Raw genomic sequence first — 12,581 nt, 5'->3', positions numbered from 1 at the left:
GGCAACGGCGCCAGGACTCTGCTTCGGTCCATCCCCTGCCGTTCCCGCCGGCAGGGTGCCCGGGTGCCCCATCGCGGGGAAACTGAGCGGCAGGCAACGGGAGTGCATGCGGGCGGGACGCCCGCGCTCCCGTGGGGCTTCATTCCGCGACGTCTGGGCCGTTCGTGGTTCGCTTTCATCATCGATCAGCCGTCAAACTGCGCGCCTGGCATATAATTGCAACCTGTAAGCAGCCATCTCGCAAGAAGGGCAGGAATCCTCAAGCTGCCCGCAGGAAAGGAAATCCCATGAGCATGGAACACCGGCCCCTCGGCTCATTCATCAACCGGCGAGAATTCGTGAAATCAGGAGCCGCCGCCGGACTTGGCCTGGCGGCCGGCCAAAGGGCGCTGGCTCACCAACCCTCCATGGAAACGGTCCGGGTGGGATTCGTGGGCGTGGGCGGAATGGGGACCGGGCATATCCGGAACCTGGTCCGCATCGAGGGCGCGGCCATCACGGCCATCTGCGACATCCGGGAAGAGCATGCAAGGCGCGCTGCCGCCATGGTACAGGAGGCCGGGCAGCCGGCGCCCAGGCTCTATACCAGGGGCGAGCGCGATTTCGAGCGTCTGTGCGCCGAGGGAGACCTGGACCTGGTCTACACGGCCACGCCCTGGCGCTGGCACGTCCCCGTCTGCATCGCCGCCATGAAGAACGGCAAGCATGCGGCCACCGAAGTGCCGGCGGCGGTCACGCTGGAGGAGTGTTGGCAACTGGTGGAGACTTCAGAGAGTACCGGCAGGCATTGCGTGATGATGGAGAACTGCTGTTACGACCGGGTGGAGTTGATGATTCTGAACATGGTTCGCAAGGGGCTGCTGGGAGAGTTGCTCCACGCCGAGTGCGGTTATCTGCACGACCTGCGCGACATCAAGTTCAGCGACGAGGGAGAGGGTTTGTGGCGGCTGGCCCATTCGGTGACGCGCAATGGGGACCTCTATCCGACTCACGGGCTGGGGCCAGTGGCTCAGTGCATGAACATCAATCGCGGCAACCAGTTCACCCGCCTGGTTTCCATGAGCAGCCCCTCCCGGGGACTCAATCTGTTTGCGGAAAAGAAGTTCGGCCCGGACAGTACGGAAGCCCGAAAACGGTATGCGCTGGGGGACGTGGTCACCACCCTGATCCAGACCACCGCCGGACAAACTATCGTGGTCAAGCACGATACCGATTCCCCCAGGCCCTACAGCCGGGACGTCAACGTGCAGGGAACCCGGGGCCTGGTCCGCAAGTATCCCGAGGAGAAGATCTACATCGAGGGACGCTCCCCGGAGCACCAGTGGGAACCCCTTTCCAATTACGGCCCGGAGTTCGAGCACCCCTTGTGGAAGGCCATGCAAGAACAGTCCAGGGGAGCCGGCCACGGAGGCATGGACTACATCGAGGACTACCGTCTGATCCAGTGCCTGCGCCGGGGCACTCCCCTCGACATGGACGTATACGACGCCGCGGCGTTGAGCGCCGTGTCCCCTCTCAGCGAGCGCTCCCTCGCCAGCCGGAACCAACCGGTCCATTTCCCCGATTTCACCCGTGGCGGGTGGAAGGAGAGACAGCCCTTGGGCATCGTCACTGCCTGAGTGGGCAGAGCCAGGCACCTGTATGCCACCCCTGACTTCTCGGAAACATAAGCCCCACCAAATTTGGTTACCATTGACGGGGAATTAATTGTTCTTGTTCCCGTTCTGTCGCTTTGGAGAGCATTTCATGCTTGCCAAGCTGACGTCCAAGAACCGGTTGACCCTTCCCAAAGCCGTGGTCGACGATTTCCGAGGCTACGAGTATTTCGATGTAACCAAGGCGAATGGCCGCATTGTGCTGACGCCCGTGCGCCTGAACCGTGCCGATGCAGTGCGGGCCAAGTTGGCTGAACTCGGCATGTCCGAGGCCGATGTGGCCGAGGCCGTGGCATGGGCTCGCCGGGCACCATGACCGGGCTATTGCCGCTCGAGGCGCCAGAAGACGCCGGTGACGGTTGCCGTGCCGGCGGCGATGCTCCCGTGGAGGTAGGGAGTCAGGAACCGGTCCCGGGACAGTTCCAGGGTGGGGGCGGTAAAGGAGTGGCCGGGAGGCTTGGGGACCAGCTCGAAGCGGGTGGATTGGTTCATCCGGGGCGTCCCTGACGGAGACCCGTCCGCCCAGGTCTTTCCTCCGTCCAGGCTGATCCGTGCGAATAGAGCCCCCCATCGCGGGCTCTGGTTGCCTGCCTGGTGGGTCACCACCACGACGTTATCGCCGGTCCAAAGAATGGTCCCCCGGTGTTCGTAGTAGCCGGTGAGGCTGCCGGGCACCTCGCGGAAAGTGCGGCCTCGGTCGTGGGACTCCAACAGAAGACCGTTCTTGTAGATGGAGGGCTCAGCGGAAGGCACATCGGCAGGACATCCCGTCTTCTCCAGCGTGGTCTTCCGATCCTCTCCGGCCAGCAGCGGCCGCTGAACGCGGGTCATGGCCAGCAGACGGTCCGGGTTGAAGGGGTCGGCTGCCAGACCGACTTCACAGACGAAGGGATGCATCAGGGTCGGGTCTCCCCAGCTTTTGCCGCCGTCGGTGCTGCGAATCAGAAACAGGCCCCCGATGTCCGCGTCCGGCCGGACCAGGCCGTCCTGCATGAGGTCGGGGTCCTGATAGTACCAGGGCAGATAGCGGGCGCCCACCCCCAGCATCAGGGTGCCGTCGGGACTCTCCAGGAAGGTGTTGTAGTCGTCTCCCACCCAGTCGTAGGGCCGCTTTGAAGACGGGGCCAGAGCGGCGCCGTCCACCAGGGCGGCCTTCCAGCTCCGGCCCCGGTCCGCCGAATAGGAAACCGAAACCGCATCCTCTGCCTTCGGACCGGCCAGCCACAGCCGACCGTCTCGGGTGACTCCTAGGGCGAAGGCGTTCTCCGCCTCCATCGCCTCCCAGGTCCGGCCGTTGTCGGTGCTCCTGACCAGCCCTCGGCTCTGAGTGTTGACAAAGATCGACCCGTCCGGGTGCCGAACGATTCCCAGCATCCCTCGCCCCTGACCGCTTCCCGGAGGAACGATCTCCACCTCCCCCTCGATCTCGACCCGGACCCGATGGTCCTCGACCCGGGGGCGGCAGCCCGGGCCGGCGACGCCCACGACCGCCATCAACCCAAGAAAGATCCCGCACTTCACGGGTTCGGGGACCAACCGGAACACATCGGTGACGCCGGTTTCGGACTCCCGAGGCTCGACCTGCCCTGGTTGGACCCCGTGTTTCATGAGAATCCCCTTTCTGGCGTGATTGTCGACTGGTCCAAGAAATCTCCAGCGAGACCAGCCGCACGCAATTTCCCAGGCGGCGGTTGTATGTCCGTCCCGTCCAATCTGGCTTGTCACTAATCAAATGCCGGCAGGACTGCGGAGCGACCACCGCCATGATAGCCGAATGTCAGGTGAACACCATCAATCTACACTCAGGTCATCCAAGTGTGCAGGTGTCTTGCGTGGCCCACGCCGGAACCAGTCTAAAGGCAACAGAAGAGTATAGCCGGCCATCTCCTTAGTAACGACCTCACGGACAACAGCCTGTCTTTTCCCGAGGCCGTTCGGTTGATCGGTCGGGTGGGGCCGGAGAAAAGGACGTTGTGAAGGAGGTGAACAATGAAGCTGAGTCTCTTCGGAAGTTTCACAGTTGTAATTGTTTCCGGGATGGCTGTGATGTTCTCCGAGTCTTGGGCGCTAGGCCAGGACCCGTCCGAAAATGACAAACCCGGCTTTGGGCGCTTCTACCTGATCGGAGGTAGCCGGAGTGTCGGATGGGGTGTGAGCCACAGCAAATACAAGGGGCCCTATGGCGGAATCGAGATGGTGTGGAATCCAAGCCCGAATCCACCCAGCGAATTCGAGTCCGAGACGGAGATCAACTTTCCGATTGGTTATTCCTTTCCCTTGTCGTCCCGGGTCACCTTGACACCCTACGGGCTGCTCGGCTACGCCATGAGTTCCAAGTGCATAGACCGCGTACCGGGGTCCTGCAGAATTTTCATGCCCGATGAGTATCCGGAACATCGGTTCTCCGACGGCCTGCTCGATTACAGGGAGGCCACTCATTTTAATGGCGGAGGCGGTATGGAGTTCGCCTTCAGGGGGAAAAAGCACGGCTTCTCGATAGGCGTCAGAGCCACCAGGCGCAGCGGTTTCTCCATGATTTTCGGAATCACCTTCTAGCCGGGCGACGCTTCAGACCGGCCGGCAATGAAGGGGAAAAAGGACGTTGTGAAGGGGGTGAACGATGAATCCGAGACTCAGCCGAAGTTTAACGATTGTGATTGTTTCCGGGATGGCTCTGATCTGTTCCGAGTCATGGGTACTTGGCCAGGAGGCGTCTGAGACGGGCAAACCCTCCTTTTCGCACGCTTACCTGGTCGGAGGTCAGAGAAGTATTGGATTGGGCGCGGGTGTCGGGAGGCGCAAAGGGCTCTATCTTGGAATGGAGTTGGCGTTGAACAAGCCGAAACCACCTTCCGATTTTGAGTCTGAGTTGGAGATGAACTTTCCCATTGGCGTTTCCATCCCGTTGTCGTCCCGAGTCACCTGGACTACCTATGGACTGGTCGGCTGGGCCGGGAGCGCGAGGTGCGTGGATCGCATACCGGGTGCCTGCAGAAGATTCAATCCCGGACAGAATCCGGATCAGGCGTTCTCCGACAGTTTTATCGATTACCAGACGGCCAATTATTTCAATTCCGGAGGCGGAATGCTGTTCACCATCAAGGGGAAGAGATCCGGCTACACAATAGGCGTCAGATACACTACACGTAGCAGTTTGTCGGTGACGTTCGGATTGGCGCGCTAGTCAACCGCTGCTTCAGACCGGAAAGCAATGAAGGGGGAAAATACCCACGAAGGACCACGGTGAACCACGAAGAGTCAAAAGAACCTGAATGAATAGAGCCTGGCCTGCTGCAGCGTGAACTTCAATTGAACAACCTGTTCCTGCAGGTGACCGAGGCCTTCCCTTCCGTTCCAGCGAACCACCTGCCGGGTCTCATCAAAACGCTCCATCAGGCACTCGCCCTTGCCGTACCCCTCCAGGGGGAGACCGTCACTGCCGAGGATCTCCACCTGGACCCGACCTCGAGGAGCGGCGGCGTTGATGGTCAGGCGCTCCCCTTCGAAGGTGAAGGGCCTGGTGGTGAGGCTTCCCTCGGCCGAACCGGCCTCCAGCGAGACGAATCCATCCATTCTGAGCTTGGCCAGGCCGATGCCGTTGGTCACGCGGGAGATCCCCGGCGGGCGTCTGTGGTTGTGATCTACCCCGAAGCCGGTGTAGTAGATCCAGATTTCATCCCCCACCAGCAGCGGCGCCTGCAGGGGATAGATGGTGCCCCAGTCGAAGTCTCCCGGCCTTTGGGAAAGCGGCAGGAACACCCGGCGGTCGCCGGCCCGCAGCCAGTTCCTGCCGTCCCGGCTGTAGGTGAGCTGCACCGCTCCCCGGCAGTACTCGGGGTCGTAGCTGAAGACCGTCATCAGGCCCAGGCGCAGGCCGTCGTAGGCCAGGACCTCCATGTTGTAGAACTGGTCCCGATTGAGAGGGTCTTGGGCGTCCGCTCCCAGGATGGGGCGGTAGTCGGTCCAATGCACGAAGTCCCGGCTGAGCGCCTGGCCCACTCGACGCAGGCTGTGATTGCGGGGATGGCGCTCGCGCCGGGGGTCCCAGAGCTGCCGCCAGGTTTCGACGGCCTCCGGGTCGGTGGTCAGGCGGGGCCGCACCTCCGAAATGCGTCCGGTGCGGTCCCTCACGATGGCCACGTACTTGCCGAGGGTCTCGTCCCAGTAGGGCGCCATGTGGCTGTCGTGGCCGGGTGGAACGAACAGCACCGGACGCCCCTGGTTGTAGGGTTTCCACTTCAAGCCGTCGGCGGAATAGGAAGCGTGGACCTTGTAGCCCTTCCACATGTGCAACATCTTGTACCGACGGTTCGGATCGGGCTCCCTTTCGTCGAGGAAGACCCCGCTGGCCACCCCACTATGGGGCATGACGACGTTGTTGCGCTTGCTGCCGTCCGCTTCAATCATTCCCAGCAGGGGCTTTTGCCAATGCACCCCGTCCCGGCTTGTGGCATAGCAGAGACGGGACAGTTCGTCCCCTCCCTCTCCAGGGTGGAGGCCGTACCAGATCTTGAACAGCCCCTCCTGCCGGTCGTAGAGGACGCTTGAAAACCCGATGAACATGCCGGCGTCCCAGGCGCCGCTCTCCTTGGGAATGCGTGAAAGCAGTGGGTTGCCCGAGACCTTTTCAGGTTGGTGCAGAACGCGGGTAAGCCCGGTCATCGACCGGGTGAGGTTGTCGTCGAGGAAGAGTTGCCGCCGGCTGCCCAAGGCAAGCGCGTCTTCAGGGGCGGTGACCGGCGCTGGGGCACAGGCTGGAAAGGGACTGACGGCCAACAAGAGCAGGGCCGTGCCGAGGATCCACGGCTGCTGGAGCGTCACGGGGTCACCCGTTTCCCTGTTCGGAGCCTTTCCGCTGCCGGCCCCTGAGACTCCTGACCGAGAAGAGGATGAGGGTTGCTGACAGCACCAGGCCGATCGCTATCCCGGAAAGGAGGCCGTTGCCGAGCAGGAGATCGCTCCAGAGTTCCCCGTTGTGCAGGCCAACCAGCCATTCCTTGGTCTGTTCGGAGTACCAGCCTTCACTTCCGCTATGGGGGCGGAAGTAGAGGATCATCCCAGTGAGCGCCGTCAGGCAAAAATGGACCGCCGTGAAGCGGTAGAACCAGATTTTCATCCCAGTCAACTCCCTGGTGTCCTGTCTCAGAAATAGGATTACCATCTCCGATGGAGGTTCCACCGCGAAACGGTCTCTAGTAGTGGCCCGTTACGTTTCAGCGAAACCGTCGCCATTCTGCTCTCCCTCCCGGGGACCTCCATCGGCCCTCCGGGTTCGGGCGGAACGGCACCGTCTTCGTCGTCGCTCCTCCTCGCAATGAATGAGCATTGGCTCCTCGTCGCTCCTGGAATCCGGCGCCGTTGCGCTCCCAAAGATGGCAACCCTGTTTCTGAGGTAGAACACCAGGACAGGGCCGGAGCAGGGGTTCGGCCCTCACCGGCCGGCGGGGCCGATCGGCGGTGAGACAGTTCAACTCGACGACAGGTTCAGCAACTCCTCGGGGACACCCAGGTCGATCCCGCTCTCCGGGGCCGGCAGTCGCAACGCCCACAAAACGGCCTGAACCGCCAGCCGGCGGTAGGGCTCCAGTCGCCAGTTCCTGTGGAAATGCAAGCCGCTGAAGCCGAACGAGCGCCCCCCGTCGCCGCGTTCCCAGGCCCAGGCCACGGTCTCCCGCTTTTCCTCGATGTCGGCCTGCACCAGCGGGAAGATGCTCGAGGTGGGCTGTACGAACTTGAGGCGGTAGTAGAACTCGTCGTGGACGGTGAAATCGGTAATGCCCCGGGTGACCGGGTGGTTGGGCGCCGGGATCCTGGCCGTCACCTCCAGGGTGTCGTGCTTGCGGTCCGGGCCGCCGTGGCAGCCGCCGAACAGCTTGACGAAATTGGCGATGTTGGCGGCTTCGACCGTGCCCATTCCCCAATGAAGCACCACCATCGCCCCGCCCTTGCGGGCGAATCGCTGCATGGCCGCCAAACGGTCGGCGTCGTTGCTCAGCCACTTGGCTCCCTGCGAAACAAAGAGAACCAGGCCGGCGGCCGAATCCAGCAGGGCCGGACCCTCGCTCCAGGGCTCGTCTGCCGAAACCACCACCGCCTCCAGGTCGGGGAACTGCCTCAGGCAGTGATTCAGGATGCGCACACCGGGCAGAAACTCGTGGGTCCCGGGGGGATGGCCGTCAGGGCCCTGGCCGATCAGCAACAGGCGCGTTTTGCCGGAATCGGCCGGCTCCTCGGGACCGCAACCCGAAGCCGCCAGCAGCAAGGCCGCCACCAGGCAGAGGTGAATTCTTGAATGGCGCATGAATGCGATCCTCGGTGAAACAGGGAAATCCGTACCAGGACAGGATCTGCCGGGAGCGGGAGGGCACCTTGCCGGCAAAATTTTTCGGCGCCCTCAGAAGTTGTAGTTGTCGATATTGCCGGCGTCGAAAATTAGCGGCGGGCCCAGCAGGACTTCCCCTTCCCGCACCTCCACCCCCTTGAGCCTGCCGAAGTCATAGCGCCCCGGAGGCAGTGGGCCCTGCTTGAGCCGATGGGCCACCCGAATGGTCAGATAACCCAGGTCGACCGGATCCCAGAGGCAGAACTCGCGGACGGTTCCATCCTTGACATATTCCCGCATCTCCTCGGGCATGCCCAGCCCGGTCACCTCAATCTGACCGATCTTGTTGGCGTCACGCACGGCCTTGGCCACTGCGGGAAATGAGACGGAGGTGATGCCCCAGATGCCCTTCAGATCCGGGTAGGCGCTGAGGGCTTCGGCCGTCTGCTCCTGGCATTTCTGCTGGTCCTCCCCGGGGGTCAGATGCTGGAGCAGCCGCATTTCCGGGTATTTCTCTCGAATCCGCTCCCGCATGTATTTCATCCAGGTGTTCTGGTTGGACGCCGTGGGCGTGCCGCTGACGATGAGGTAATCGCCCGGCAGGGAAGCGCCCTGCGCCCGGACTCCTTCGGCCATAATGTCGACCAGGGTGTGGCCGATCGCCCGATTGGGGGCCTGGTTCACAAAGACGGAGCGCCGCGAGAGTTCAGGATTGGCATCGGTGTCCCAGGTGAGGACCAGGGCGCCGCTCTCCCCGGCGCTGCGCAGCGTTCGGGAGATGGCCTCTGGGTCGTTGGGAGCCACCGCAATCACCTCGAACCCCTGGGCCATCCACCCGTCGATCATCTTGATCTGGTCCTCGGTGCGGGCGTCGGTGGGGCCGTCATAGACGAGCTCGACATCCAGTTCCCGGGCGGCTTCCCGGGCTCCCTGCTCGGTCGCTTCGAAATAGCCGATGCCCACCAGCTTGGGAATCATGGCGATCCGCAGGGCTTCGTCTCCTTCGGGCCCGGCACAGCGGATGCCCAGGGCGGCCAGCAGGACCACCAGCATCAAGCCTCCATTCCTCCTGACGCTTCCGTGCTTCATGGCTCCTCCTTCCCACCGGCCCGCAAAGTCAACTCTCCTTCTGGCTCCGTTGGTTCCAGACGGCAACCAGGATCAGCAGGATGCCGATGGCAATCAGCCGGGACTCGGCGGTCAGCCAGGCCAGACGGGAACTGAGAAACTGAAGGCCCACGTCCAGATGGGAGATGACGGCCAGCCCCAGCAACGAGCGGTGCACGCTGCCTCTGCCGCCGGTGATCAGGGTGCCTCCCACCACCACGCAGGCAATGACCTGCAGCTCGGTGCCGATGTGGGCGTCCGGGATGGACGCGTCGTGCCGCATGGCTCCCAGAACGGCCACCGAGGCGGCCACCAGACCGTTGATAGTATACAGAACCCCTTCGACTTTGTTGACGGGAACGGCGGCAAAACGCGCGGCCTGGCGGTTGTCTCCCATGGCGAAGCACCAGCGCCCGAAGCGGCTGTGATGCACCAGCAGGACCATTCCCGCGAGCACCAGGCCTGCCAGCCAGAACTGGCTGGGGATTCCCAACAGCCGTCCCATGTCCAGAAAGGACTGCGGAAAACCGGTGATGCGGTCCCCGCCGGCGACGGTGATGGCCAGCCCGCGATAGAGAGCCATGGTGGCCAGGGTGGCCACCAGGGGCGAGAGGCCGGCAATCACCAGCAGGCCGTTCAAACCCCCGGCCATCGCCCCGGCCAGCAGGGCGCCGCCGGCCGCGGCTTCGATGGACCAGCCCCAGTCCTGCCACAGCACGGCCTGAACCATGCCGGTGAGGGCTACCATGGAGCCCACCGACAGATCGATGCCGCCGGTCAGTATGATGGCGGTCATGACGAAGGCCAGGATCCCCACCTCGATCCACGGAACCCAGACCTCCACCAGCAAAGCCGGCCGCCGGACCTGGGAGAAGACCAGCAACAGGGCCAGGGCCAACAATACCCATGGGAGCAGACCGAATACCCGGCGATTGGAACGCCCGGCCGGCGGGGCAGTCTCCGCCCCCGCGCTCACCCTCTCGAGCCAGCTCATCGCTTCCACCCCCGCCAGGCCAGATCCAGCAGCAGCGCCGCCAGGATCAGGCTGCCCACCACCAGGTCCGTCTGTTGATCCGAGACGCCCCAGCGTACCAGAGCGCTGTTGACCAGTCGCAGCAGGAGAGCGCCCAGCACCACACCCAGCACCGTTCCGCGGCCGCCGGTGATTCCCACGCCGCCGATGACGGCCACGGCGATGGCGCTCAGCTCCCAGCCGGCTCCAAGGCGGGCTTGCATCTGCTGGCCCATGGAGAGCTGGAGCACTCCGGCCACGCCGGCCAGCAGTCCACCCAGACCAAAGGTGACCGGCCAGAGGCGTGCCCTGGAAAGACCCAGCAGTCCGGCGGCTCGGGGGGACGAGCCCAGTGCGTAGACCTGCCGGCCGCTGCGGGTGTGCGCCATCCAGAGATAAACCAGCAGGACGACCAGGACAGCCACCGCCACCGCGCCCCGGAACCCGGTTGCCGGATCGATGGCCAGCCGGCCGAACTCGGGCGGCAGTCCGGTCATGGGTTTCCCCCCCAGCATGGCGATCACCAATCCGCGATAGATGGTCAGGGTCCCCAAAGTGACCACGATAGGGTGCAGCCCTCCCAGCAGCGCCAGAACCGCGTTGAGAACGCCTGCCGCCGTTCCGGCCAGCAGTCCGGCCAAAATGGCGACCGGAATCAAGATCTCGGCCGAATAGGGCAGCTTCAGGACCATGGCGGCGGAAGCCGCCGACAGAGCAACCATCGAGCCGATGGAAATGTCGATACCCCGGCCCACGATGACCGAGGCGGCTGCCAGTCCCAGAATGGCCCAAAGAGAGGCATGAGTCAGCAGGTTCAACAGGCTGAACCCCTCGGTGGAAACCGTCAGCCACAGGCCGAGCCCCGCTACGCAAATTAGCAGCGCCAGTTCGTTGAAGGAGCGGCCCCGAAAGCGGGATTCGGCGGATCGAGACTCTGCGGCGGACAGCTCCTCCGTGCTCTGGCGGGGCAGGGCCACGGCGGCGACCCGGGCGGGGCCGGTCTGGCGGGGATCGAACTCCCCGCCAATTTCCCCCTCGCGAAAGACCACCACCCGGTCGGCGTGTTCCATGACCTCGGGCAGTTCCGAAGAGATCAGGAGGATGGCGCAGCCCTCCCCCGCAAGGAGGCGCAAATGCCGGTGGATCTCGGCTTTGGCTCCTACGTCCACTCCGCGAGTGGGTTCGTCCAGGATGAGCACCTTGGGCTGAGCCAACAGCCAGCGCCCCAGGACCACTTTCTGCTGGTTGCCGCCTGACAGTTGTTGGACCGGCTGCTCGGTGGAGCGGTAACGCACCGCCAGCCGTCCGGCGACCAGGCGCGTCGCCTGCTGCTCGCGGGTCCTGCTGGCCAAGAGGCCCCGAGTCCAGCGTCTCAGGGTCGAAAGCACCGCGTTGGAGCGAACGGGCAGGCCCAGGCAGAGTCCCTGGCTCAGGCGGTCCTCGGGGACGTAGGCGATACCGGCCTGCAGCGCTTCACGGGGCCGGCGAATCTCGCAGGCGTTGCCGTCTATCCGGACCAGGCCGTCGGCGGGCCTCAGACCGAACACGCCCCGGGCAAACTCGCTACGCCCGGCCCCCACCAGGCCATAGATCCCCACGATTTCACCCGAGCCCACCTCCAGATCGATTTGTCGAAAGCGACCACTTCGGTCGGTGAACCCGCTGACCTGCAAGCGGACGGGACCCTCCTTGGGAGTGGGCGAGCCTGCCTGGCCGGCGGGAGAAGCTCCCACGGTCGAAGCCGGCCGCCCAACCATGGCCTCGATGGTCTCCTCGGGACCGACGGCCTGTCTGGCCCGAGTCCACACCCTGAGTCCGTCCCGCAGGACCGTAATACGATCGGCCAGGCGAAAGATCTCTTCCTGGCGATGGGAGATGTAGAGGATGCCGGCTCCGCCCGCCTTCAAACGCTCGATCTGCTGGAACAACCAGCGGGCTTCCTCTTCGCTCAAGGCGCTGGTGGGCTCGTCCAGCACCACCACCCTGGCATTCTGCAGAATGGCCGCCGCCACCTGGATCATCTGGCGATGAGCCACGCTGAGACGGGAGGCTGGCTGACGGACGTCGATCCTCTCCCCGATCTGCCGGACCGTTTCCCGCGCTTCCCGGTTCACACGGTTCCAATCCACCAGTCCGGAGCCGCGCAACGGCAGCCCACTGGCCATGGCCATGTTCTCGGCAACCGAAAGGGTGGGGAACAGCTCAGGTTCCTGGTGGACGGTGACGATCCCCCGGGTTCGGGCGGCGACGGGGTTGGGCCAAGCCACCGCAAGGCCCTGAAAGAACAACTCCCCTGTGTCGGGAGCCAGCGCCCCACAGATGATCTTGATCAGGGTGCTCTTGCCGGCGCCGTTCTCGCCGACCAGGGCGTGCACCTCTCCCGGATTCAAGTCCAGGGAAACGCCGCCAAGGGCCACGACTCCGGGATAAGTGCGCCGGATATTCACGGCCTGCAGGATGGGAGTATCGTCGATTTCCATTTAGG

General features: G+C 63.9%; 11 protein-coding genes. 4 read left to right on the top strand and 7 right to left on the bottom strand.

Features of this window, described 5'->3' with window-relative positions:
* Positions 1-287: 287 nt before the first annotated feature.
* Both OXI69_12170 and OXI69_12165 read left to right on the top strand, forming a co-directional pair.
* Positions 288-1,619, top strand: coding sequence for a Gfo/Idh/MocA family oxidoreductase (locus OXI69_12170; protein ID MDE2666897.1), 1,332 nt, complete (start codon positions 288-290; stop codon positions 1,617-1,619).
* Between the two features lie 127 nt (positions 1,620-1,746).
* A complete protein-coding gene (locus OXI69_12165; GenBank protein MDE2666896.1) occupies positions 1,747-1,971 on the top strand; it encodes an AbrB/MazE/SpoVT family DNA-binding domain-containing protein in 225 nt (74 codons plus the stop codon).
* 5 nt (positions 1,972-1,976) lie between these two features.
* Here OXI69_12165 and OXI69_12160 read toward each other — a convergent pair whose 3' ends face one another.
* Entirely contained in the window at positions 1,977-3,263 is a 1,287-nt protein-coding gene (locus OXI69_12160; GenBank protein ID MDE2666895.1) for a sialidase family protein, read from the bottom strand.
* A gap of 543 nt (positions 3,264-3,806) precedes the next feature.
* On the opposite strand from OXI69_12160, the gene OXI69_12155 reads away from it, so the two are divergent.
* Both OXI69_12155 and OXI69_12150 read left to right on the top strand, forming a co-directional pair.
* The gene (locus tag OXI69_12155) at positions 3,807-4,211 is read left to right on the top strand and encodes a hypothetical protein (GenBank protein ID MDE2666894.1); all 405 of its coding nucleotides are present in this window, start codon (positions 3,807-3,809) and stop codon (positions 4,209-4,211) included.
* A gap of 319 nt (positions 4,212-4,530) precedes the next feature.
* Complete coding sequence (locus OXI69_12150) at positions 4,531-4,839, top strand: hypothetical protein (GenBank protein ID MDE2666893.1); 309 nt, start codon at positions 4,531-4,533, stop codon at positions 4,837-4,839.
* 74 nt (positions 4,840-4,913) lie between these two features.
* On the opposite strand, the gene OXI69_12145 is transcribed toward OXI69_12150, so the two are convergent.
* The 6 genes from OXI69_12145 to OXI69_12120 all read right to left on the bottom strand — a co-directional run bounded on the left by OXI69_12145 (position 4,914) and on the right by OXI69_12120 (position 12,576).
* On the bottom strand, positions 4,914-6,476 hold the full coding sequence (locus OXI69_12145; GenBank protein ID MDE2666892.1) for a hypothetical protein: 1,563 nt from the start codon (positions 6,474-6,476) through the stop codon (positions 4,914-4,916).
* Positions 6,477-6,480: 4 nt separating this feature from the next.
* A complete protein-coding gene (locus tag OXI69_12140; protein ID MDE2666891.1) occupies positions 6,481-6,771 on the bottom strand; it encodes a hypothetical protein in 291 nt (96 codons plus the stop codon).
* 351 nt (positions 6,772-7,122) lie between these two features.
* The gene (locus OXI69_12135; GenBank protein ID MDE2666890.1) at positions 7,123-7,956 is read right to left on the bottom strand and encodes a ThuA domain-containing protein; all 834 of its coding nucleotides are present in this window, start codon (positions 7,954-7,956) and stop codon (positions 7,123-7,125) included.
* A 93-nt stretch (positions 7,957-8,049) separates the two neighbouring features.
* A complete protein-coding gene (locus tag OXI69_12130; GenBank protein MDE2666889.1) occupies positions 8,050-9,066 on the bottom strand; it encodes a substrate-binding domain-containing protein in 1,017 nt (338 codons plus the stop codon).
* A gap of 28 nt (positions 9,067-9,094) precedes the next feature.
* Positions 9,095-10,078, bottom strand: coding sequence for an ABC transporter permease (locus tag OXI69_12125; GenBank protein MDE2666888.1), 984 nt, complete (start codon positions 10,076-10,078; stop codon positions 9,095-9,097).
* Positions 10,075-12,576, bottom strand: a complete 2,502-nt coding sequence (locus OXI69_12120; GenBank protein ID MDE2666887.1) for an ATP-binding cassette domain-containing protein — start codon at positions 12,574-12,576, stop codon at positions 10,075-10,077. The genes OXI69_12125 and OXI69_12120 overlap by 4 nt, the downstream gene beginning before the upstream one ends.
* Positions 12,577-12,581 lie beyond the last annotated feature (5 nt).

Source organism: Acidobacteriota bacterium, from assembly GCA_028875575.1.
Lineage (GTDB): Bacteria > Acidobacteriota > Terriglobia > Versatilivoradales > Versatilivoraceae > Versatilivorator.
Note: the sequence above shows the minus strand (reverse complement) of the source record. Positions and strands in the feature narration are given on the sequence as shown.

Coding starts and splice junctions, on each gene's coding strand:
- OXI69_12170 (MDE2666897.1), top strand. CDS start 288: ATGAGCATGGAACACCGGCCCCTCGGCTCATTCATCAACCGGCGAGAA.
- OXI69_12165 (MDE2666896.1), top strand. CDS start 1,747: ATGCTTGCCAAGCTGACGTCCAAGAACCGGTTGACCCTTCCCAAAGCC.
- OXI69_12160 (MDE2666895.1), bottom strand. CDS start 3,263: ATGAAACACGGGGTCCAACCAGGGCAGGTCGAGCCTCGGGAGTCCGAA.
- OXI69_12150 (MDE2666893.1), top strand. CDS start 4,531: ATGAACTTTCCCATTGGCGTTTCCATCCCGTTGTCGTCCCGAGTCACC.
- OXI69_12140 (MDE2666891.1), bottom strand. CDS start 6,771: ATGAAAATCTGGTTCTACCGCTTCACGGCGGTCCATTTTTGCCTGACG.
- OXI69_12135 (MDE2666890.1), bottom strand. CDS start 7,956: ATGCGCCATTCAAGAATTCACCTCTGCCTGGTGGCGGCCTTGCTGCTG.
- OXI69_12130 (MDE2666889.1), bottom strand. CDS start 9,066: ATGAAGCACGGAAGCGTCAGGAGGAATGGAGGCTTGATGCTGGTGGTC.
- OXI69_12125 (MDE2666888.1), bottom strand. CDS start 10,078: ATGAGCTGGCTCGAGAGGGTGAGCGCGGGGGCGGAGACTGCCCCGCCG.
- OXI69_12120 (MDE2666887.1), bottom strand. CDS start 12,576: ATGGAAATCGACGATACTCCCATCCTGCAGGCCGTGAATATCCGGCGC.